The sequence below is a fragment of the Bradyrhizobium sp. MOS001 genome, from assembly GCF_004634465.1.
Taxonomy (GTDB): domain Bacteria; phylum Pseudomonadota; class Alphaproteobacteria; order Rhizobiales; family Xanthobacteraceae; genus Bradyrhizobium; species Bradyrhizobium barranii.
Genome location: NZ_SPVJ01000001.1, coordinates 629,533 through 651,659 on the forward strand (window position 1 = coordinate 629,533; position 22,127 = coordinate 651,659).

A 22,127-nucleotide genomic window follows, 5' to 3' on the forward strand; every position below is an offset into this window, starting at 1 on the left:
TGCCGGTATCGGTTATTTGGCGCCCCGCGCGCTTTCGATCGGCGGCGCCGATCCGAGATTGGAGCGGACGATTGTCCGCTTCCGCTGGATAGTCTTTCTGGTTTCGCGCAGATTATCCGGCCCCTCCTCCAGCGGTAAATCCTCGGCACGCCGCACGAAGCAGCCCTGCTTCGCGGCCTTCAGGTTCGAGGAGAAGTCATGCGCCGGATCGTTCTGAGCACAATTGCTGTGGCGCTGATCGCAGCATCAGCGTCGCAAGCCTTGGACGTACAAGCCTTGGACGTACAAGCCTTGGCCGTGCAAGCCTTGGCCGTGCAAGCCTTGGCCGCGCAATCGCGGCCCCATGTCCGCAAGGACACCGCCGTAAGCGAGCAAGTCCGCAAGGCCCTCGACGCCGTCGACCAACCGTCGCGGCCGGGCTGGCACTATTCCGGCTGGTCGGCGCCTGCGGGGCGCTGACACGCGCCTGCAGAATGCAAAGGGGCGGGCTTTGTTCCTGGCGGATTCGGGAAAGTTAATGTGATTGCGGCCTGCGGCGGCGAGCCGTAGATTTGCCTACAACCCGGCAGAACGTTTGGTATTTCCACTCTGATAGAGGCCTGCGCCTCGATTAAGAGACGTGGGTCGCCATCCCTGCATGAGGAGCACCCGATGTGTGACTACAGCCTGCATGCCGTCGCGTCGCGTCCCGCCGAAGTCGGCGAGACGATCGTCACGACAACTTTCCGCGGCACCTCGACGCGCGGCTTTGCCTCCGCGGCCGATCCGACCGTCGCGGTCTGCCTGCTCCCGGGAACGGAGCTCGCCTTCGCCGACAACGTCCGCTACGACAATCGCTGGATCTGGACGCGCACCGTCAATTCGCGCGTCGGCAAGTTCGGCAAGATCGATCCGCACATTCCCGATCGCCATCATGATGCGATCGAATTCCCCGACGGCAAATCCGTGCTGGTGACGCAGCTGGTCGAAGGCCAGCGTGCGACCGTGCTGCAGCTACCGGTGACCCAGCCGCTCGGCGATCGCGAGCACAAGCCGCAGACCATCACCGACAGCCGGCCAACCATCACCCGCCTGCCGATCGGCTGACATCGCCATTCCCGACCGGCAGGTCGGGCCAGGATTGAAAATCGCCATCGCCGGCCGAGGCCGGCGAGATGGTGTTGCTCGTGCCCCGCGAAACGCCATCGGGCGGACCACGCCGTTGCGCCTCCCACCGCACGAAGTTTGCGCTGTCCTGCCTGAATTTTGAACGTCCGTTCCGCAGCCAAATGGCCGATGCTTGGTGCGGTTTGGGACGGCGGGCACGTTCGATGAAGACCTTCATTCGCGTCGTTGAACTCTGGGTGCCTGACCGCACGCGCATGCGGCTGGAATTCGGCGGCGGCCTCTACGGCGAAGGGTTGTCCGCGTTTAGGGACGTGAGCGAAGATTTGCACTTCGCATATGACGAGGGGCTTCCCGGCAAGGCCTGGGCCAGCGGCCACCCTGTGATCCTCACCAGATTCACCGATTCCTATTTCAAGCGGACCGATCAGGCCATCGCCGCCGGGCTGACCTGCGGCGTGGCGGTGCCCGTGTTTTCAGGCGAATTCCTGCAAGCCGTCATGGTGCTGTTCTGCGGCGATGACGAGGCCCATGTCGGCGCGATCGAGCTCTGGCACAACGATGCCGAAACCTCCCACGAGATGGGGCTCGTCGACGGCTATTACGGCACCGCCGACATGTTCGAATTCAACTCCCGCCACACCAGATTTCCGCGCGGCTTCGGCCTTCCAGGCCGCATCTGGAAAGCCAGCCTGCCGCTGATCATCAAGGACCTGCACGATGCCAGGAGTTTTCTGCGCTGGGAGGACGCCGCCAAGGTCGGAATCAATCTCGGCGTCGGCGTTCCCTACCGGACCGGCACCGATCAGACCTGGGTGCTGACATTCCTCTCCGCGCAGGCGACCCCGATTGCGCGACGCTTCGAGATCTGGGTCCCAGACGAGGCCCGTTCGGCGCTGGTCTTCCGCGCCGGCGATTGCAGCGCGCAGACCGACCTCGCCGCGCTCTATGCGACGAAATCCATCGCCAAAGGCGAAGGCAGTATCGGCGGGGCCTGGGCCACCGGCATGCCCGCACTCAACGACGATCTCGCGCGTGACGTCTCGGTCGCGGCCTCGCAGGCCTGCGCCTCTGGACTGAGCCAGATGGTCGTCCTGCCGGTGATCGGCAACGCCAGGCTCGACGCCGTGCTGGCCTGGTATCTGTAACCCGTCCGCTCAATCCTCGGCCTGCAGGTCGGCTTCCGATGGCGTCGCGTCGCGGTTGCGGGGAGCCGCCGCCTGCGGCGCAAGGCTCGCGCTGAAATCCGCCTCGCCGGCCGCCGCCGGCGACCACGGACGGTCTGTCCCCCTCGTCTTCGCCGCCTGAACCGCAAAACCGTCGCCGCTTCGCGTCAGCGCCAGCGCCAGCGCGCCCTGCCTTGCGAGACGCTGACGGTCGACAACCATCGCCGCGCAATCCGGCGGCGCCGGCCGCGCCGTCACCACCAGCGCGGCACGGCTGCAATCGTCAGCCAGTGAATCGATGCGCAAGGCCAGCGCGACCAGGCGCCCGTCGGCGAGCGGCGTCACGCAGGCGGCTTCGTCGCACGACACGCCGGCGGCCAGTGAGGCACTGCCGGCATCGCGCGGATCGGCGTCGGCGGCGAGCCATTCCTTCAGAAGAAAACTGTCCTTGCTCGACCTGATCAGATGCAGGTGCCCATCCCTGCCCCGCACCGCGACGCTCTGGCCGTCACCGGCGATCAGGACATCGGGCTGCCGCGGACACAGTCCCCAGAGGATCGCGGCTAACAGCACCACCGCGCCGGCCCAGCGCAACGGCGTGCGCAGCAAGCCCATCACGATGATTCCCAAGCTTGCAGCGATCAGCGGTGCGATGCCGAAAGCCGAGATGCGGCCGACCGCGCCCGGCAAAGCGGCCACCCAGCGCGACACCGCAACCATCCAGTCGATGCCGATCCCCATCAGCCACCAGAACGGACCATCAAGTCCAAACGGCGCTGCAATCAAACCCAACAGGCCCGCGGGCATCACCAGGGCCGAAACCACCGGCATCGCCCCGAGGTTAGCGAGCACGCCGAACGGGGTGACACGGTGAAAGTGGAAGGCGGCATAGGGCGTGGTCGCGAGCCCCGCGATCAGCGAGGCCAGGAACAGCATCGCGATCTCACGCCCGCCCCACATTGCAATCCGCGCGGTCGCGGAATGATCGGGCGACGCAAACAGGTTCGGCATGCCGATCTGCACCAGTGCCACCAGTCCGAGCGTCGCAGCGAAGGACATTTGAAAACTCGGATGCACAAGTGCTTCCGGTGCGACCGCGAGCACGATCAGCGCGGCCACCGCCAGCGTGCGGAAGGTGATGGCACGGCGATCGACCATGACCGCGATCAACACCACCGCCGTCATGAAGAACGAGCGTTGCGTCGCGACCTCCGCACCCGACAGCAGCAGATAGAACGCGGCTGCGACCAGCGCAGCGGCCGCCGACCATTTCTTGATGGCAAAGCCGGCCGCCATTCCAGGGATCAACGCCAGCAGCGCGCGCACCGCGAAGAAGACCACGCCGGCGACGACCGCCATGTGATAACCGGAAATCGAGAGCACATGTCCGAGCCCCGAGATGAACATGGCGTCGTTGACGGGCGTGCTGATCGCATCGCGCCGGCCCGTGAGCAGCGCGGTCGCAATCGCCCGGTTGTCGCCCTTGAGCGTGGCTCGGATGCGCGCGTCGATCGCATCGCGCAGACCCTGCATGAAGGCGGCATAACGCAGCCGCAAGCCACCGGCATCCGGCGGCACCGATGCCGCAATCGTACCCATCACGAAGCCGGAGGCGCCGATGCCCTGGAAGAACATGTCGCGCGAAAAGTCATAGCTGCCGGGGCGCACCGGCGACAACGGCGGCAACAGCCGCGCCTTCAACTGCACGAAGCTGCCGACCTCGGGCGCAGTCCCCTTGCGCACGGAGAGGCGCACGCGCTCGAGCTTGACGTCGCTGCGCTGCGCCTCCATCGCGGTGACGCGCAGCACGAAGCGGTCAGTGCGCTCTCGGATGTCGCGGGTCTCGACGAAGCCCGACAGCGAGACGGAATAGAGCGGCTTTGCCAGCACCGTGTGCGCGATCCGCGCCGTCTTCCAGGTCGCCGTGGCAAGGCCGGCCGCGACCGCCGCGATCATGATCGCCGGCGCAAGCAACCGGCTCCGCCGCAACAGCACGGCGCCAAGCGTGAGCGCGATGGCCGTTGCGGCAACGACCCACAGCACCGGTTCATGATCGGCGGCAAAGTAGAGCGCGATGCCGCCGCCGAACGCGACCGGCACCCACGGCAACAACCGCCCGGCGCCGGCCTCGGCGCGCGCCCATTCGCGCAGGGTCCCGGCCAGCGACGTCCAGAGGTCAAACCCTGCCGGCACGAGGCCGCCCGCGGATGCGGATGCAGCTCGGCCGACGGGCCAAGTCCCCGCGATCCAAGTCCCCGCGATCCCCTGGGACCGAACTGGCCGGCCCGGCTCCGCCATTCCCTGCACCTTACGATACGCGACAGGCCAGGAGGCTACCGGAACGTGCGGCTGCGCGAATAGCGGTACGGATCAGGAACGGAGCGAACGTCCCCCTACTTTTCCTCTTCCATCGTCACGGCGACGTCCGCCTTGGCCGAGAGCCGAACCTTGTTGCCCTCGACACCGGCGACGAGGCCCTTGTCGATGAAGTGATGGTGGCCCTTGTGGCTGCCCTCGCCGCTGTCCTTCTTGGTCAGCTTGATGCGATGGCCCTCGACCTTGTCGACCGTGCCGATGTGGACGCCATCGGCGCCGATGACTTCCATATGCTCTGCGATGTTCTGCATGGTGGGTTCCTTGTTGGACCCACCCCAACGCGCGGGGGCAGCGTTCGTTGCTATCGCCGCAATGACGATGCCGTGCGCGGCAGCAGCATCAGATCAACGGCGCGCGCGACGAGGCATGGTGATTGACGATCTTCCAGTCGCCGTCCTCGCGGAGGATGACCCAGCTCATCTTGACCGAGAACTCCTCCCTCTCGCCGGCGAGGTCAAACGACACGATCGCGGCCATGTTGATCAGGTCCGGGCTGGCTTGCGCGGCGCGCACCTCGGAAAACACGGCACTCGGCTTGCGCCAGCGCGGCAGGCCGTTGAAGTAGTCGGCGACGCCGTCCCTGCCCCGATAGAGTCTTGGATTCGAGCCGAAGAAGAACGCGTTCTTCGCATAGAGCGACGACAGCGCAGCCGCATCGAGCGTCGCGAAGCCGGCGCACCATTTCGCGATGATGGCGGAAACGATCGCGTCGGCTTCACTGCTCATAGGCCCAATCCCCTCAGCCCTTGGCGACTTCCTTCGCGAACGTGTCGCGCAGGCCGATGGTGCGCGAAAACACCGGCTTGCCCGGCGTCGAGTCCTTGTCGCGCACGAAATAGCCCTGACGCTCGAACTGCATCGGCTCGGTCGAATTGCTTTCCGCAACCGATGCCTCGATCCGCGCGTTGGAGAGGATCTCCAGCGACTGCGGATTGAGATCGGCCGCGAAGTTCGAGGCGTCCGGGATCGGATTGGAGAACAACTGGTTGTAGATGCGGATCTCCGCCGGCACCGACGTCGCCGCCGGCAGCCAGTGCATGGTCGCCTTGACCTTGCGGCCGTCGGGCGCGTTGCCGCCCTTGGTCGCGGGATCGTAGGTGCAGCGCAGCTCCACCACTTCGCCCGCGTCGTTCTTGATCACGCCGGTGCACTTGACGAAATAGGCGTAGCGCAGCCGCACCTCGTTGCCGGGCGACAGGCGGAAGAACTTCTTGGGCGGGTTCTCCATGAAGTCGTCCTGCTCGATATAGAGCTCGCGGCCGAACGTGATCTTGCGCGTGCCGGCCGAGGGATCGTCGGGATGGTTGATCGCCTCAAGCTCTTCAGTCTGCCCTTCCGGATAGTTCTCGATGACCACCTTGAGCGGCCGCAGTACGCCCATGCGCCGCTGCGACGTGCGGTTCAGCTCCTCACGGATGCAGAACTCCAGCATGCCGACGTCGACGACGCTGTTGGCCTTGGCAACGCCGATGCGCTTGACGAATTCGCGCAAGGCCGCCGGCGGCACGCCGCGGCGGCGCATCCCCGCTACAGTCGGCATGCGCGGATCGTCCCATCCGGCGACATGACCGTCGCGGACGAGCTGGGTCAGCACGCGCTTGGACAGCAGCGTGTAGGTCAGGTTGAGCCGCGCCATTTCGTACTGGTGCGGCTTGGACGGCACCGGCAGCTTTTCGATGAACCAGTCGTAGAGCGGCCGATGATCCTCGAACTCCAGCGTACAGATCGAGTGCGTGATGCCCTCGATCGCGTCCGACTGGCCGTGCGCATAATCGTAGCTCGGATAGATGCTCCACTTGGTCCCGGTGCGCGGATGGTGCGCATGCAGGATGCGGTACAGCACGGGGTCGCGCAGGTTGATGTTGCCCGCGGACATGTCGATCTTGGCCCGCAGCACGCGCGCGCCGTTCGGGAATTCACCGGCCTTCATGCGGCGGAACAGGTCGAGATTCTCGTCCACGCTGCGGTCGCGGAACGGCGAGTTCTTGCCGGGCTCGGTCAGCGTGCCGCGCGCGAGGCGGATCTCCTCCTGGGTCTGGTCGTCGACATAGGCGAGCCCGTCGCGGATGAGCTTCTCCGCCCATTCGTACAGGCGGTCGAAATAATCCGAGGCGAAGAACAGGTTCTTGCCCCAGTCGAAGCCGAGCCAGTGCACGTCGGCCTGGATGGAATCGATGTATTCCTGCTCTTCCTTGACCGGGTTGGTGTCGTCGAAGCGCAGGTGGCAGCGGCCCGGAAACTCCTGGGCGATGCCGAAATTGAGCGCGATCGACTTGGCGTGGCCGATATGCAGGTAGCCGTTCGGCTCCGGCGGGAACCGGGTCACGATCTCCTGGTATTTGCCCTGATCGAGGTCGGCCTGGATGATGTCACGAATGAAATCGCGCCCAACCTCGTTCGCCACCGGTTCTGTCATTACGAAAATCCTGTAGGGAAATCAGCGGCCCTTCTGCCAAATTCGTTTGGCTGAGCCAAGAGCTTAGCGGTCCGCTGCCGGGCTTTAGTTATGCTCCGGTCCTGTTATATACCACCGCCTCCAATGCATAGGCCCTGCCAAGAATGACCTCCTCCGTCGTTACCCGCTTTGCTCCCTCGCCGACCGGCTTCCTCCATATCGGGGGCGCCCGCACGGCGCTGTTCAACTGGCTCTATGCGAAAAAGCACGGCGGCAAGATGCTGCTCCGGATCGAGGACACTGACCGGGAGCGCTCCACGGAGGCTGCGATCGGCGCCATCCTCGACGGCCTCAAATGGCTGGAGCTCGGCTGGGATGGCGACGTCATCTACCAGTTCAGCCGCGCCGCGCGTCACCGCGAGGTCGCCGAGCAGCTCCTCGCCGAAGGCAAGGCCTATCGCTGCTACGCGACCGCAGAGGAGCTCACCGCCATGCGCGAGAAGGCGCGCGCGGAGGGCCGCACCCGCCTCTATGACGGCCTATGGCGCGACCGTGACCCGGCAACCGCGCCTTCCGACGTCAAGCCCACCATCCGCCTGCGCGCGCCGCAGACCGGCGAGACCGTGATCGAGGACCAGGTCCAGGGCCGCGTGGTCTGGCAGAACGAGAACCTCGACGACCTCGTCCTGCTGCGCGGCGATGGCAATCCGACCTACATGCTCGCGGTGGTCGTGGACGACCACGACATGGGCGTCACCCATGTTATCCGCGGCGACGACCATCTGATCAACGCCGCCCGCCAGAAGCAGATCTACGACGCGATGGGCTGGGCGCTGCCGAGCATGTCCCACATCCCCCTGATCCACGGCCCGGACGGCTCAAAACTGTCGAAGCGCCACGGCGCGCTGGGCGTCGATGCCTACCGCGCCATGGGGTACCTCCCGGCCGCGCTCCGCAATTACCTCGTCCGTCTCGGCTGGAGCCATGGCGACCAGGAGATCTTTTCGACCGAGGAGATGATCGCCGCGTTCGACCTCGCCAGCGTCGGCCGCGCCGCCGCCCGCTTCGATTTCGCCAAGCTCGAAAACCTCAACGGCCACTACATCCGCCACGCCGACGATCAATCACTCGTGAAGATGTTCGAGGACGTGCTCGACCACGTCGTGCCCAGCCGCAACGAGCTTAAGGCCAAGTTAAACGACACGACGCGGGCGCAGCTTCTCAAGGCCATGCCGGCCCTGAAGGAGCGCGCCAAGACGCTGATCGAGCTGATCGACAGCGCCTATTTCATCTTCGCCGACCGGCCGCTGGAGCTCGATCCCAAGGCGGCAGCGCTGCTGACGCCCGAGAACCGCAAGCTGATCGGCCAGCTTCATTCCGCGCTGGAGAAAGTCGAGACGTGGAGTGCGGCGAATGCGGAGGCCGCGCTGCGCGCCTTTGCCGAGGAAAATAGTCTCAAGCTCGGCGCCGTCGCCCAGCCGCTGCGGGCGGCGCTAACGGGACGGTCGACATCGCCTGGTATATTTGAGGTTTTGGACGTGCTGGGACGCCAGGAAAGCCTGGGCCGGCTTAAGGACCAGGCCAAGGACTAGGCTAGGCTACGACGTAAGTCGACCATGCGTGCGGCGATCTTGCAGCGCACACAGCAATAATATACCCATCTCACCCGTACCTTCTGGAATATCCGGCCTGCCCCACCAAGTCATCGGGGCCTTCCGGGTCCGGCCCGTTTCACCACACATCGGGGACCTCTGATGGACGCAAAAGCAAGCAATAAGACCGCCACGCTGACGGTCGGAAACAAGAACTACGATCTCCCGATCCACAGCGGCAGCGTCGGGCCTGATGTCGTCGATATCGGCAAGCTCTACGCCCAGTCCGGGCTGTTCACCTACGATCCCGGCTTCACCTCGACCGCAAGCTGCGAGTCCAAGATCACCTATATCGACGGTGACGCGGGCGTGCTGGAATACCGCGGCTATCCGATCGAGCAGCTCGCCGAGAACGGCGACTTCCTCGAGACCTGCTATCTCCTGCTCTACGGGAACCTGCCGACCGCCGCGCAGAAGAAGGATTTCGACGACCGCGTGATCCATCACACGATGGTGCACGAGCAGATGGCCCGCTTCTTCCAGGGCTTCCGCCGCGACGCCCATCCGATGGCGGTGATGGTGGCCTCCGTCGGCGCGCTCGCCGCGTTCTACCACGACTCCACCGACATCAACGATCCGAAGCAGCGCATGATCGCGTCGATGCGCATGATCGCCAAGATCCCGACGCTGGCGGCCATGGCCTACAAATACACGATCGGCCAGCCCTTCGTGTATCCGAAGAACTCGCTGAAGTTCGCCGAGAACTTCCTGCACATGTGCTTCGCCGTGCCGTGCGAGGAGTACAAGATCAATCCGGTGCTGGCTGACGCGCTGGACAAGATCTTCATCCTGCACGCCGACCACGAGCAGAACGCCTCGACCTCGACGGTGCGCATCGCCGGCTCCTCCGGCGCCAACCCGTTCGCCTGCATCGCCGCCGGCATCGCCTGCCTCTGGGGCCCGGCGCATGGCGGCGCCAACGAAGCCGCGCTCGCGATGCTCGCCGAGATCGGCTCGGTCGACAAGATTCCGGAATTCATCGCCAAGGTGAAGGACAAGAACAGCGAAGTCCGCCTGATGGGCTTCGGACACCGCGTCTACAAGAACTACGATCCGCGCGCCAAGATCATGCAGAAGATGTGTCATGCCGTTCTCAAGGAGACCGGCCATGGCGACGATCCGATGCTGAAGGTGGCGCTCGAGCTCGAGAAGATCGCGCTCAGCGACCAGTACTTCATCGACCGCAAGCTCTACCCGAACGTCGACTTCTATTCGGGCATCACGCTGAAGGCGATGGGCTTCCCGGTCTCGATGTTCACCGTGCTGTTCGCGGTCGCCCGCACCGTCGGCTGGATCAGCCAGTGGAGCGAGATGATCGAGGACCCGCAGCAGAAGATCGGCCGTCCGCGCCAGCTCTACACCGGCGTCACCCGCCGCGACTACGTCGCGATCAAGGATCGCAAGTAAGATCGGCCTCAGGGCTTTTGGAAACGGCGCCATCCTGCGATGGCGCCGTTTTTGTTTGCGGGCGACATTTGTAGGGTGGGCAAAGCGCAGCGTGCCCACCACCTCTCCGCGAGCGAGACAAAAATGGTGGGCACGCTGCTTTGCCCACCCTACGATATGGAGAACCCGATGCTGACCGGAAGCTGCCTCTGCGGAGGCGTTGCCTACGAGGTCGATGCGACCCCGGGCACCATCATGCACTGCCATTGCCAGACCTGCCGGAAGACGCACGGATCGGCCTTCTCCACCGTCACCAACGTCCCGCGCGACCGCTTCCGCTGGACCAGCGGCGAAGACTTGCTGCGCGGCTTCGAATCCTCGCCCGGCAAAACCCGCTATTTCTGCTCGCAATGCGGATCGCACATCGTCGCCTCGCGCGAGGGCAAGAGCACGGTCCTGCTGCGGATGGGCTGCCTCGATACACCGATCACAGAACGGCCCGAGATGCACATCTGGCGATCGGATTCCGCCAACTGGTACGACCCGAAGGCCGAATTACCGGAGTGGGCCGAAGGCACCGCACCGAAAGCCTGACCGGTTCTTCGCCTCATCTTGCTGCCACGCACAACAACAAGTCGACTGATCGCGTCCGCAATCGCTTGACAGTCGAAACGCTCCGCGCGCAAATTCTTACACTAAGTAAGAATGACGACAGGGATGGAAATGCCGGAGCAGCCGAGAAGTCGGCGGCAGACGCGCGCTGCCATTTTGACTCACTTGCTCCAGTCCGGCGGCTCGTTCCGGCCGCCGCTGGCCAAGGCCGTGCGCCTGTCCGAGGCGAGCCTGTCGCGCATCCTGTTTGACCTGAAAGCCGAAGGCCTGATCGAGGAAGTGCGGCGCCCTGCCCCTTATGTCGGCGGTCCGACGGGCCTCGTCTCGCTCGATGGCTCCGTGGCGCTCGCGGCCCTCGAGCTGACTGGCCAGTGGCTCAGCGTGGGCGTTGGCGGCCTGTCGGGCGAGCTGCATTACACCGAGCGCCTCCCGCTGCCGGCCAAGCTGACGGTCGAGAGCGTCGGCCGCGTGTTTCGCGAGGCGACTACGTTATTGCGCGACTGGACGCGCCGCCGCCGCATCACGCTTGCGCAGATCGGCATCACCATTCCCGGCCTCGGCCGCTTGAGCGAGTTCGGCAATCCGATCATTCCCTGCGATGTCGAACGCATCGGCGGCATGTTCGGCGAGCTGTTTGCGGACGTCCCGGTCGTCTTCACCAATTCGGTGGTCGCGCACGCCATTTTTCATCGCTGCCGCACGGACAACTACCCGTTCAGCGATGCGCACCTGTTCGTCTTCGTCGGCCAGGGCGTCGCGGGGACGTGGATGGACGATCCGATCGAGGAGGATGCGCTCCAGCCGGTCGAGCTTGGCCACATGGTGTTCGGCAACGATGGACCGCGTTGCCGCTGCGGCCACCACGGATGCGTCGAAGCCTATACGTCGCTGCCGGCGCTGGCCAAGCTTCTGCGCACCACCGAAGCGGAATTGCTCCAGCTCGGCAGTGAATGGGTGGCCGCGATCCCGCTCACCTCGCGTGTGCGGCAGGAATTGCGACAGCGGCTGTTCAGGCTTGGCCTCGCCATCGGCAACACGCTCAACGTCAAGCCATGCCGCGGCGTCGTCGTCAGCGGTTGGCCGTCGGCTCTCTCTGAGGAAGATCGCAAAGCGGTGGTCGATGGGATCGACGCCTGCCTTCTCGGCGGGCGGAAACTGGCGCAGGTGTCGCTCGCCTTCGTGCCGCCCTCGAACGGCAACGATCCGCAAGCAGCTCTCGCCTTCGCCGCCTTTTGTCTCGCCAGCCGCGGCGGGATGCCCGCGGCTTCCACGGAGGCCGCCTGACATGCCCTGAGCCGCGTGGCTCAACGCGCCAAGAAAGTTCACACCGGGAGGAACTGCCATGCCGATCACGACAACAAGGCGCCGTCTGCTCGCTGGATCTGCGGCCGCACTCGCATTACCGGCATTCGCCCGCGCGCAAGGCGCGGCCAAGCCGCGCCTGACCGCGATCTCGCAATGGTCCGCAGGCAGCGACGGGGCGGCGATCACCGCACTCGGCAAGAAATTCGAGGAGAAAGGCGGCGTCTGGCAGCACTCGCCCGTCCCCGGCTTCACCACCGAGATGATGAACAAGCTGCGCGCTCAGATCATCGCCGGCGATCCGCCGGCCTGTTCGCAGCTGAAGGGCCCCGAGATTGCGGCCTGGTCGAAGATCGCCCCGACTGTCGATCTCGACGCCCTCGTCGCGGCCGCCGGCTACGAAAAGGTCGTCGCTCCGGACCTCGCAAAATTGCACAAGCCGGGCGGCAAGTGGATTGCGCTGCCGTTGCAGATCTACAGCACCAACATGCTGTTTCTCTCCAAGCGCGCGATGGACAAGGCCAAGGCCGACAAAGTCCCGGTCACCTGGGCCGACTTCAACGATCTCGCCGACAAGATGAAGGCGGGCGGAATCACCTACCCCATCGCCAACGGCGGCACTCGCCCCGATGACGGGCAGAAATTCGAGGCCTCTTTGGCCGGCATCAGTCCCACGGCATACCGTGCGGCCATCATGAATCTCGACAAGAAGGCCCTGGAGGGCCCCGAGATCAAAGCTGCCTTCGTCCAGGTCCGCAAGATCGCCAACTGGATGGACCCCAACGTCGGCGCCCAACCCTACGCCACCAATTTGAAGCGCTTCGTCGACGGTGACATGGGCATGATGATCATGGGCGGCTGGGCGCAGGGCGTGTTGCGTAACGCCGGTTTCAAGTTCGACGACTTCATGATCACGCCGGGCCCGAGCGACAATGGCAAGCCGGTCTTCCTGTTGAATGCCGACGCCTTCATCTTCTGGCAGCGCAAGGAGCCGGACCTCCAGGCCGGTCAGACGTTGATGGCCCAGCTCGTCATGGATCCGGCGATCCAGACCATGTACTCGCAGATCACGGGATCGATCCCGGTGCGCACCGATGTCGACCTCTCCGGTGATGGCTGGTCGGACGGTCAACGGCGAACCGCAGCCGCGCTCAAGGACGCTGTCGCCAACAACCAGGCCGTCCTGAGTCTTGCGCACAACATGGCGCAGGAAAACGGCCTCACGGCCGCGATGATCGACGTGCTCACCGAGTATGTGAAGAACAAGACGATCACGCCGGAGCAGGCGGTCACCCGCCTCGCCGAGGCCGTCGAGGGTTCGCGTTGACCGACACCGTCTCCACAGCAACGCGGCCGGCGACGTCTGACGTCGTGCGCCGGCTGCCCGAATATCTGATGATCTGGGTGCCACTGCTGTTGTCGGCTGCGCATCTCATTTCGTTTTCGCTGTGGACGATCTGGATTTCGTTCACGCCCTCCACGCTTGTTCCGGTTACGGGCTGGGTGGGTCTGCGCAACTACAACGCGGTCCTGGCATCGCGGAACTGGCAGATTGCCTTCGACAATCTGCTGCTGTTTGGCAGTGCTTTCGTGCTGCTGAGCTTGATCACCGGCCTTATGCTTGCGATCCTGCTCGATCAGCGCATTCGCGGCGAGAATGTGCTGCGATCCATCTTCCTGTATCCGCTTGCGGTGTCGTTCGTCGTCACCGGCACGGTCTGGAGCTGGCTACTCAATCCCGGCATCGGGATCCAGAAGCTCGTCCATGACCTCGGCTGGACCTCCTTCCGGTTCGACTGGCTGATCGACCGCGACATGGCGATCTGGACGATCGTGATTGCCGCGATCTGGCAATCCTCGGGCTTCGCCATGGCGCTCTTCCTCGCCGGCCTTCGCTCCGTCGATTCCGACATCATCAAGGCCGCCCAGATCGACGGCGCCGGACCGGTCCGAACCTATTGGCGGGTCATTCTGCCGACGCTCTTTCCGATCACCATCACCGTCGTCGTCGTCCAGTTGCAGTTCGCGATTTCAGCCTTCGACCTCGTCCGTGCGCTCACCAATGGCGGGCCGGGAATCGCGACCCAGCTGCCGGCCCTTGTCGTCTACGACCTCATGTTCCAGCGCAGCCAGCTCGGCCGGGGCGCCGCGGCGGCGGTGCTCATGCTGCTCATCCTGCTCGCGGTGCTGCTGCCCTATGCGGCGTGGCGTTATGTCCAGCGAAGGCAGGCCACCCATGCGTGACCGCAGCTTCGCACCGAGCCGAATTCTGATCTATCTCGTCGTGACATTGTTCGCTGCAGCCTATCTCGCGCCACTCGTTGTTGTTGTCCTGAACTCTCTCCGCACCAACGAGGAGATCGCGCAGGGTTCGATGATCGGCTGGCCCCAACATCTGGCCTGGAGCAACTACGCCAAGGCCTGGAGCGGTTTCTGCGTCGCCGAGACCTGCGCCGGCATCCGGCCGTACATGCTGAACTCCGCGCTCGTCACCATCCCGGCGACGATTTTCTCGACCCTGCTCGGTGCTGTCGCCGGTTACGCCGTGTCGCTCTGGCGCTTTCGTGGCGATAACTGGATCTACGGCATCGTGACCCTCGGCCTCTTCCTTCCCCAGCAGATGCGCCTGCTTCCCTGGACTATCGTGCTGCGGGACACCGGTCTCATCAACACGCTGACGGGCCTCGTGCTGATTCACACGATCCAGGGGCTCTCCTTCACCACGCTGTTCTGCCGAAACTACTATGTCGCCATCCCCCATGAATTGATCAGGGCCGCACGCATCGATGGCGCCGGGTTCTTTCGTATTTTCTGGCGCATCATCCTGCCGCTCTCAGCTCCTATTCTGATCGTCACCGTGATCTGGCAGTTCACGCATATCTGGAACGAGTTCCTCTATGGTGTGACATTCACCACCGGCCAGCAGCAGCCCGTCACGGCCGCGCTCATCGCGCTCTCTGCCGCAATTGCGGACATTCCGCAGCATGGCGTGCAGAGCGCGGCGGTGATCATCGCAGCGCTGCCCACTTTGCTGATCTATCTCCTCGGCGGACGGTACTTCGTGCGCGGCCTGACCGCCGGCGCAGTGAAATGATGGGGTCGTCATGGCAGCACTGAGTATTCGCACCCTGTCCAAGCGCTACGCCAATCTGGAGGTTCTGAAGGGCATCAACCTCGACATCGAGAGCGGCGAGTTCACCGTGCTGGTCGGGCCATCCGGCTGTGGCAAGTCCACCCTGCTCAACATCGTCGCCGGGCTCGATCGTCCGAGCGACGGAACGATCGAGATCGGCGGACGCGTCGTCAACGACGTCCCGCCCAAGGATCGCGACATCGCCATGGTGTTCCAGTCCTACGCGCTCTATCCGTCGATGACGGTGCGCCAGAACATCACCTTCGGCATGGAATGCCGCCACGTTCCGAAGGCCGAGCAGGAGAAGGCGCTGGCGAATGTGGCTCGCCTCCTTCAGATCGAGCCCCTGCTCGGCCGCAAGCCGTCGCAGCTGTCCGGCGGCCAGCGCCAGCGCGTGGCGATGGGACGGGCGCTGGTGCGCGATCCCCTGCTCTTCCTGTTCGACGAACCGCTCTCCAATCTCGATGCGAAGCTGCGCGTCGAGATGCGGATGGAGATCAAGCGGCTGCACCAGCGCATCGGCGCCACCATCATCTATGTCACCCACGATCAGATCGAGGCGATGACGATGGCAACGCGCATCGCCGTGATGCATCGGGGCGTGGTGCAGCAGTTTGCCGATCCGGACACCGTCTACCGTTATCCGGCCAATCTGTTCGTCGCCCGCTTCATGGGTTCGCCGCCGATGAACACCATGCCGGGGCGGCTCGAGGCCGATAGCGGCGGACCTGTGGCCGTGATCGGCGCGGGGCGACCGGACGAGGTTCGTCTGCGCCTGCATGGACACGACGCGGCAGCATCTTATCTCGGCCGCGAGGTGGTCGTCGGGATCAGGCCGGAATGCATCGCCGAGGCCAGCCGCGTCTTTTCCGGCGAGGCGCCCGTCCTCGTCGACGCGCCGGTCGAGATGATCGAGCCGACCGGCGCCGAGACAATCGTGCTGCTGCGTCTCGGCGGCGAGACTGCGCTGGCGCGCATCACGCCGGATATCCGTCCCGCGCCCGGCGCGACCGCCACCTTCGCGCTCGACACGCGGCGCATTTGCCTGTTTGACCCCGAGACGGAGCGGCTGATCGCATGACCCGGACCATCTTTCCCAGCCTTGCCGGCCGCGTGGTGTTGATCACCGGTGGCGCCAGCGGCATCGGTGCCGCCTTCGTGCGCGCCTTCGCGACCCAGGGCGCCCGCGTCGCCTTCCTCGACATCGATGCGAGTGCCGGCGAAGCGCTGGTGCGGGACGTCGCGGCCACATCCGGCTCAACGCCCCTGTTTGTGCCCTGCGACCTCCTCGACATCGACGCCTTGCGCGCGGCCATGGCGCGGGTGCACGGATCGCTCGGCGATGCAGCAGTCCTCGTCAACAATGCCGCCAACGACCAGCGTCAGGTGCTGGCCGAGGTGACGCCGGCCGAATTCGACTGGACGATCGGCGTCAATCTCAAGCACGTCTTCTTTGCGGCCCAGGCGGTGGTGCCGCAGATGCAGGCGCGCGGCGGCGGCTCGATCATCAACATGTCGTCGGTGGCGTGGATCCGCGGTGCGCCGGCGCTGCCGGTCTATGCCGCGACGAAGGCGGCGATCGTCGGCTTCACCAACTCGCTGGCCAGGTCAGTCGGCCCCGACCGCATTCGCGTCAACGCGATCGCGCCCGGCATGGTGATCACCGAGCGCCAGCGCCGGCTCTGGTTTCCGGACGAGCAGAAGATCTCCGAGCTGCGCACCCGCCAGGCGGTGCCTGATGCGGTAACGCCCGAGGACATCGCCAGCATGGCACTGTTTCTCGCAGCGGACGAGAGCCAGCGTATCACCAGCCAGTGTTTTCGGGTCGACGGCGGCCTCGCTTAGGACTGTAGGGTGGGCAAAGCGCAGCGTGCCCACCGCCTCTCCGCAACTAAGAAAGAAATGGTGGGCACGCTTCGCTTTGCCCACCCTGCGAAGCCGTCTGTTGTTAGCGCCTGCCCTTGCGCATCGTCGCGAGCACGATGTCGGCGGCGAGCACGCTCGGCGACTTGTTGCCGGTAGACATGATGGTGTCGAGCCGGGCAAACGCTTCGACCTGCCGTTTGCGCAGCGGCGTGTCCGTGACCAGCTCCGACAGTGCCGGCGCCAGCTTCTCCGGTACGCAATCCTCTTGCAAGAACTCCGGAATGACATCCTCGCCGATCACGAGATTGGCGAGGATCACCGAGGAGACGCGGATCGCGCGGCGCAGGATGAAGGCTTCGATCGCGCCGACACGATAGGCCGTCACCATCGGAATGCCGGACAGCGCGAGCTCGAGCGTGACCGTGCCGGATTTGGCCAATGCTGTACGCGCGGTTCGGAATGCGGCGCGCTTCTCGTTCTCGCCAACCACGATCCGTGGCTTGACCGGCCAGCTCGCGATCCCCTCGCGCACGGTGGCTTCGAGATGCGGCATGGTGGGCAGCACCAGTTCGAAGGCACGGCCTTCGGCCTGGAGCCGTCCGAGTGTCGCGCCAAACACGTCGAGATGGTGCCTGATCTCGCTGCGGCGGCTGCCGGGCAGCACCAGCAGAACCGGCGGTTCGGCATCGCGGCGCTTCTGCTCCTCCGCGTTCGGCCGCAGCGCTCCCAATTGCTCGATCAGGGGATGGCCGACATAGCTGCAGGGCGGTCCGCCCAGCTTGCGGTATTCCTCCGGCTCGAACGGCAGCAGGCCGAGCACGTGATCGACATAGCGGCGCATGGTGCGCGCCCGCCCGGGTCGCCAGGCCCAGAGCTGCGGCGCCACGTAGTCGACAATCGGGATCTCCGGCGTCTTCGCGCGCACGCGGCGGGCGACGCGATGGGTGAAATCGGGACTGTCGATGATGACGAGCGCGTCGGGTGCGGCCGCAGTCACGGCATCCGCGGTCTGGCGGATCAGCCGCAAAATCTTCGGCAACTGCTGGACGACCCCGGCGAAGCCGACGATCGACAGCTCCTCGATCGGAAACAGCGTCTCGAGCCCCTCACGCGCCATGGTCCGGCCGCCGACGCCCACGAACTGCACGCCGTCGCCGAGCCGCTGGCGCAACACTTTCATCAAGGCGCTGCCGAGCCGGTCGCCGGATTCCTCCGTCGCGATCAGGAAGATCTTCCGCTTGGGATCGCGGCTCTGCATCATGCTGTCAGGCCGATGACGAAGAGATATTTGGCGTCGGCGAGCGAGATCATCGCCTGCGGCTCGGCGGCGATGGTGTTCCCGGCGACGACGGCGATGCCGGCCAGTCCAGCGCGGGCGACGCCCTCGAGGGTACGCGGGCCGATCGTCGGCAGGTCGAAGCGCAAATCCTGCCCGCTCTTCGGTACCTTCACCAGCACCCCGCGTCCTGTCGCAGCGCGGATGCGGCCTTCCTCGCGCAGGCGTGCCACGCGCGCGAGCAGCGCGTCGGTGCCCTCGATATCCTCGATCGCCACCACATGGCCGTCGATCACGACCGCGGCCTGGCCGATGTCGAACGGGCCGAGCGCGGTCAGCACCGCGCGGCCGCGCTCGATGTCGGCCTTGCTGTTGTCATTCGGCCAGGCGCGGCTGATGCAGCCCTCGGGCATCAGCAGATCCGGCGCGACATCCTTGATGCCGACCATGCGAAAGCCGCCCTGCTCGAGGATGCGCCCGACGCCGGACAACAGATGATCGTCGCCGCCCCGGAAGGCGCGGATGACGTTGCCGAGCAGGCGCAGTGTCGTGACGTCGAATCTTATTTCGGACAGCGCGGGCCGCACCAACGTGCCGATGAAGATCAGATCGCGGCAGCCCTCCTCGCGGAACAGCCGCATGGCGCGGCCGAGCTGGCCGACCGAGATCCAGCGATGGCGGAATTGCTCCACCCGCGTCGGATCGCAGGCGCCACGCAGCGGGAACAGCACCGGCGTGATGCCGCGCGCGGCAAGCGAGTCGGCGACCGCGAACGGCATGGCGCCGCCGCCGGCGACGACGCCGACCGGCGACGAAATCTCCGAAGCCGCCGATGTCATGCCCGCGGCCATCCCGAAATCACTTCTCGATGGCGGGAAGACAGATCGGGCGATGCTTGCGCTTGCCGATGAAGTCGAGGATCTCGGCAATCGCGGGGTCTTCGCTGGCGAGCGGCTGGGCCGCCGCGAGCCGCTCGGCGAACGTGCCGGGGCCGTGGAAGAGCTTTTGGTAGAGCGATTGCACGGTCGCGCGCCGCTGCTTGGTGAACTGCCGCCGCTTCATCCCGATGAGATTGAGGCCTTCCAGCGCCGCATACTGGCCGTTGGCGAGGCCGAACGGAATGATGTCGTCGCGCACGCCCGAGAGGCCGCCGACCATCACCTGCGGGCCGATGCGCGTGAGCTGATGCACCGCCGACAAGCCGCCGATATAGACGAAATCGCCGATCTCGCAGTGGCCGCCGAGCGTCGCCGAGGTCGCGAAGATCACGTTGTTGCCAACCATGCAGTCATGGCCGACATGGCTGTTGTTCATGAAGTAGCCGCCGTTGCCGACGCGCGTCAGCCCGCCGCCCTTGATGGTGCCGACATTCATCGTCGCGCCTTCGCGGATGGTGCAGCCGGAACCGACCTCCAGCCTGGTCGGCTCGCCCTTGTAGCTGAGATCCTGGGGCGCCCCGCCCAGCACCGCGAAGGGCGAGATCACGCAGCCGTCGCCGATCGAGGTGTGGCCGATGACCGTGACTTGTCCGATCAGCTTGCAGTTCGCGCCGATCACGGCATTCGGACCGATGATGCAGAAGGGTCCGATCTCGGTACCCTCGCCGATCACGGCGCCGTCCGCGACCCGTGCGGTGGGATCAATCTTACTCATCAAGCAATCTGACTCATCAAGAAGGTCTGATTATGTGTTGAAGTCGCTCGGTTTTCTGGTGGTTAGCGCGACTATGCCCGATCTGTCCAGTGACGTATCATCTCGGCCTGTTTCAGGCGCCGGATGAGCCGGCCGTCCTAAGGCACGATGAGATTGGGATGAATCGTCATCGCGCTTCAGGCTATTGTTCGAGCATGATCCTTTCGGAAAACCGCTGCACGCTTTTCCGGATCATGCTCTAGCTCGTCAACGCCTTCATGTGGAGCTTGAAGTCATCGTGGTCAGGGCCCTGGCATTTCTGCTCGCACAGCTCGCGGCCGCCCCGATCGTCTCCGAGACGGTCGAGACCGGCGAACGCCGCTTCGTCGACCTCGGGACGTTCGAGTGCCGCGACATCACCCGCAGCACGGTGCTTCAGCGGGTCTGCTACGACCGCGCGCGGCGGGACCTCATCGTCGCGATCGACGGCCAATATGACCGCTATTGCGGGGTCGCGGCCGAGACGGTCGACAGCCTGCTCGGCGCGCCGTCGATGGGCCAGTTCTTCAACCGGAATATCAGGCGCGAGACGGCCGGCAGCCGTTACGGCTGCCGCGCATAATCCATTTCCGCTGGCTTGAGCCGCTCAGTCCGTCAGCATGGCGCCGACGTCGGCTTCGGCAACGATCTGGCCGTTGACCTTGGCGTCGCCGTGAAACCACCACATCGCCTTGCGGCGGCCGATCGAACGCATGTGATATTCGATGGTGTCGCCGGGCAGCACCGGCTTGCGGAACTTGCACTTGTCGATGGTGAGGAAATACACCGCGCGCGGCTTCTCGGTGCCCTCGACCGAGGTGATGCCGATCACGCCCGCGGTCTGCGCCATCGCTTCGATCATCATCACGCCGGGATAGACCGGGCGCTCCGGGAAATGCCCCTGGAAGGCCGGCTCGTTGAAGGTGACGTTCTTGATGCCGATGCCGCTGTAATCGGCGCGGATATTGATCACACGGTCGATCAGCAGCATCGGGAAACGGTGCGGCAGAGTCCGGAGGATCGCGTTGATATCCACCAGCTCGAATTTGATCGGTGATTCCTCCGTCATTCCCGTCCCTCGTTCTTCGGATCGGCCCTGCTGTCGCGTACCAGGCGCTCCACCGCGATAATTTCCTTGAACCACTGCTTGGTCGGCTTGGCGAAAAAGCCGCCCCAGCGCCCGTTCGGCGGGATGTCGTCCTTGACGCCGCTCATCGCGGTGACCTGGGCCCCATCGCCGATCTTGAGGTGATTGTTGATGCCAACCTTTGCTCCCAGCGCCACGTTGTCGCCAATCGTCAGGCTGCCTGCGAGCCCGATCTGGGCCGCCAGCAGGCAGTTCCGACCGATGGTCACATTGTGGCCGATCTGGACCTGGTTGTCGATTTTGGTGCCCTCCCCGATCACGGTGTCGCGCAGGGAGCCGCGATCGATGGTGGTGCCGGCGCCGACTTCCACATTGTTCTGGATCAGCACGCGGCCGGTCTGGGGCACCTTGAGATGGCCCTCGGGGCCGAAGAAGATGAAGCCATAGCCGTCCTGGCCGATCGAGCAGCCGGGATGGATCAGCACGTTGTTGCCGATCAGCGCGCACTGGATGGCCGTGCGGGCGCCGACATTGCAGTCCCGGCCGATCTTGACGCCGGGACCGATGACCACGCCGGCCCCGATCACGGTGCCGCTGCCGATCTCGACGTCAGGGCCGATGACGGTCAGGGGATCGACGATGACGTCGTCCTCCAGCCGGGCCGAGGGATCGATGATGGCCGACGGGGCGATGCCGTCATTACCGACCCAGGACTGCGGGCGCAGCGCATCGCCGTGCCATTCCCGGGCGAGCCCGACAAAGGCGCGGAACGGCTGCGCCACCCGCAGCACGGCCACATGCGCGGGCACCTGGGCCTCGAAGCGCGGACTCACCAGGCAGGCCCCAGCCTTGGTCGCCTTGAGCTCGTCGGCATATTTGAGGTTGTCGAAGAACGCCAGATGCATCGGGCCGGCTTCGCCGAGCGAAGCAAGACCGGTAATGACGTGACCGCCCCTGGCAGGGTCGACGAGCTGCGCCTTGGTCAGCGCTGCAATGTCAGCCAGCGCCGAGGCCGGCGGCTTTTTGAAGAAGGTCGGCTGCGCCATTCCACCCCATCGCGGTCCGGCTTCGGCATGAAGCGGTCAGGCCGCATCATGCCTT

The 22,127-nt window shown here is 65.1% G+C and carries 22 protein-coding genes; 13 read left to right on the forward strand and 9 right to left on the reverse strand.

The genetic code is table 11. The features are described from left to right. The first annotated feature begins 198 nt into the window (after positions 1–198). The 3 genes from CT676_RS03020 (at position 199) to CT676_RS03030 (ending at position 2,252) form a co-directional block, all read left to right on the forward strand. Positions 199–459 (forward strand): hypothetical protein, encoded by a 261-nt coding sequence (locus CT676_RS03020; RefSeq protein WP_135213799.1) that lies wholly within the window; start codon positions 199–201, stop codon positions 457–459. 192 nt (positions 460–651) lie between these two features. Continuing rightward, on the forward strand, positions 652–1,086 hold the full coding sequence (locus CT676_RS43850; RefSeq protein ID WP_167767913.1) for a hypothetical protein: 435 nt from the start codon (positions 652–654) through the stop codon (positions 1,084–1,086). Positions 1,087–1,310: 224 nt separating this feature from the next. After that, on the forward strand, positions 1,311–2,252 hold the full coding sequence (locus CT676_RS03030; protein WP_135213800.1) for a GAF domain-containing protein: 942 nt from the start codon (positions 1,311–1,313) through the stop codon (positions 2,250–2,252). A 9-nt stretch (positions 2,253–2,261) separates the two neighbouring features. On the opposite strand, the gene CT676_RS03035 is transcribed toward CT676_RS03030, so the two are convergent. The 4 genes from CT676_RS03035 to CT676_RS03050 all read right to left on the reverse strand — a co-directional run bounded on the left by CT676_RS03035 (position 2,262) and on the right by CT676_RS03050 (position 7,062). Next, positions 2,262–4,568, reverse strand: a complete 2,307-nt coding sequence (locus CT676_RS03035; RefSeq protein ID WP_135213801.1) for a ComEC/Rec2 family competence protein — start codon at positions 4,566–4,568, stop codon at positions 2,262–2,264. 95 nt (positions 4,569–4,663) lie between these two features. Next, a complete protein-coding gene (locus tag CT676_RS03040) occupies positions 4,664–4,897 on the reverse strand; it encodes a DUF2171 domain-containing protein (protein WP_028149639.1) in 234 nt (77 codons plus the stop codon). A gap of 88 nt (positions 4,898–4,985) precedes the next feature. Further along, positions 4,986–5,372: a nuclear transport factor 2 family protein gene (locus CT676_RS03045; RefSeq protein WP_135213802.1), complete on the reverse strand. Its 387-nt coding sequence runs from the start codon at positions 5,370–5,372 to the stop codon at positions 4,986–4,988. A gap of 13 nt (positions 5,373–5,385) precedes the next feature. Further along, entirely contained in the window at positions 5,386–7,062 is a 1,677-nt protein-coding gene (locus CT676_RS03050; RefSeq protein ID WP_135213803.1) for a glutamine--tRNA ligase/YqeY domain fusion protein, read from the reverse strand. Between the two features lie 143 nt (positions 7,063–7,205). Here CT676_RS03050 and gltX point away from each other — a divergent pair, with 143 nt between their 5' ends. The 9 genes from gltX (at position 7,206) to CT676_RS03095 (ending at position 16,971) form a co-directional block, all read left to right on the forward strand. Then, complete coding sequence (gene gltX / locus CT676_RS03055) at positions 7,206–8,633, forward strand: glutamate--tRNA ligase (RefSeq protein WP_135213804.1); 1,428 nt, start codon at positions 7,206–7,208, stop codon at positions 8,631–8,633. Positions 8,634–8,795: 162 nt separating this feature from the next. After that, complete coding sequence (gltA, locus tag CT676_RS03060) at positions 8,796–10,100, forward strand: citrate synthase (protein WP_071913479.1); 1,305 nt, start codon at positions 8,796–8,798, stop codon at positions 10,098–10,100. Between the two features lie 123 nt (positions 10,101–10,223). Continuing rightward, the gene (locus CT676_RS03065; protein ID WP_244623051.1) at positions 10,224–10,673 is read left to right on the forward strand and encodes a GFA family protein; all 450 of its coding nucleotides are present in this window, start codon (positions 10,224–10,226) and stop codon (positions 10,671–10,673) included. 123 nt (positions 10,674–10,796) lie between these two features. Further along, positions 10,797–11,975 (forward strand): ROK family transcriptional regulator, encoded by a 1,179-nt coding sequence (locus CT676_RS03070; protein WP_193560866.1) that lies wholly within the window; start codon positions 10,797–10,799, stop codon positions 11,973–11,975. 58 nt (positions 11,976–12,033) lie between these two features. Then, positions 12,034–13,320, forward strand: a complete 1,287-nt coding sequence (locus tag CT676_RS03075) for an ABC transporter substrate-binding protein (RefSeq protein ID WP_135213806.1) — start codon at positions 12,034–12,036, stop codon at positions 13,318–13,320. Continuing rightward, the gene (locus CT676_RS03080; protein WP_167767914.1) at positions 13,317–14,237 is read left to right on the forward strand and encodes a sugar ABC transporter permease; all 921 of its coding nucleotides are present in this window, start codon (positions 13,317–13,319) and stop codon (positions 14,235–14,237) included. Before CT676_RS03075 ends, CT676_RS03080 begins: the two co-directional genes overlap by 4 nt. After that, positions 14,230–15,087: a carbohydrate ABC transporter permease gene (locus tag CT676_RS03085; protein WP_167767915.1), complete on the forward strand. Its 858-nt coding sequence runs from the start codon at positions 14,230–14,232 to the stop codon at positions 15,085–15,087. The genes CT676_RS03080 and CT676_RS03085 overlap by 8 nt, the downstream gene beginning before the upstream one ends. Positions 15,088–15,097: 10 nt before the next feature. Beyond that, the gene (gene ugpC / locus CT676_RS03090) at positions 15,098–16,207 is read left to right on the forward strand and encodes a sn-glycerol-3-phosphate ABC transporter ATP-binding protein UgpC (RefSeq protein ID WP_135213808.1); all 1,110 of its coding nucleotides are present in this window, start codon (positions 15,098–15,100) and stop codon (positions 16,205–16,207) included. Beyond that, positions 16,204–16,971 (forward strand): SDR family oxidoreductase, encoded by a 768-nt coding sequence (locus tag CT676_RS03095; protein WP_135213809.1) that lies wholly within the window; start codon positions 16,204–16,206, stop codon positions 16,969–16,971. Before ugpC ends, CT676_RS03095 begins: the two co-directional genes overlap by 4 nt. 103 nt (positions 16,972–17,074) lie before the next feature. On the opposite strand, the gene lpxB is transcribed toward CT676_RS03095, so the two are convergent. The 3 genes from lpxB to lpxA are packed head-to-tail and all read right to left on the reverse strand — an operon-like array spanning position 17,075 to position 19,921. Next, positions 17,075–18,253: a lipid-A-disaccharide synthase gene (gene lpxB / locus CT676_RS03100; RefSeq protein WP_135213810.1), complete on the reverse strand. Its 1,179-nt coding sequence runs from the start codon at positions 18,251–18,253 to the stop codon at positions 17,075–17,077. After that, complete coding sequence (gene lpxI / locus CT676_RS03105; RefSeq protein ID WP_049807903.1) at positions 18,250–19,107, reverse strand: UDP-2,3-diacylglucosamine diphosphatase LpxI; 858 nt, start codon at positions 19,105–19,107, stop codon at positions 18,250–18,252. Before lpxI ends, lpxB begins: the two co-directional genes overlap by 4 nt. 19 nt (positions 19,108–19,126) lie before the next feature. Further along, positions 19,127–19,921 (reverse strand): acyl-ACP--UDP-N-acetylglucosamine O-acyltransferase, encoded by a 795-nt coding sequence (lpxA, locus tag CT676_RS03110; protein ID WP_135213811.1) that lies wholly within the window; start codon positions 19,919–19,921, stop codon positions 19,127–19,129. A gap of 277 nt (positions 19,922–20,198) precedes the next feature. Between lpxA and CT676_RS03115 the strand changes: the two genes are divergently transcribed. Further along, positions 20,199–20,522 carry a KTSC domain-containing protein gene (locus CT676_RS03115; RefSeq protein ID WP_135213812.1) on the forward strand — a complete coding sequence of 108 codons (324 nt, stop codon included), beginning with the start codon at positions 20,199–20,201 and terminating at the stop codon, positions 20,520–20,522. Positions 20,523–20,546: 24 nt separating this feature from the next. Here the strand turns inward: CT676_RS03115 and fabZ are convergent, their stop codons facing one another. Both fabZ and lpxD read right to left on the reverse strand, forming a co-directional pair. Beyond that, positions 20,547–21,008 (reverse strand): 3-hydroxyacyl-ACP dehydratase FabZ, encoded by a 462-nt coding sequence (gene fabZ, locus CT676_RS03120; protein WP_028151691.1) that lies wholly within the window; start codon positions 21,006–21,008, stop codon positions 20,547–20,549. After that, positions 21,005–22,072 (reverse strand): UDP-3-O-(3-hydroxymyristoyl)glucosamine N-acyltransferase, encoded by a 1,068-nt coding sequence (gene lpxD, locus CT676_RS03125; protein WP_135213813.1) that lies wholly within the window; start codon positions 22,070–22,072, stop codon positions 21,005–21,007. The genes fabZ and lpxD overlap by 4 nt, the downstream gene beginning before the upstream one ends. Positions 22,073–22,127 lie beyond the last annotated feature (55 nt).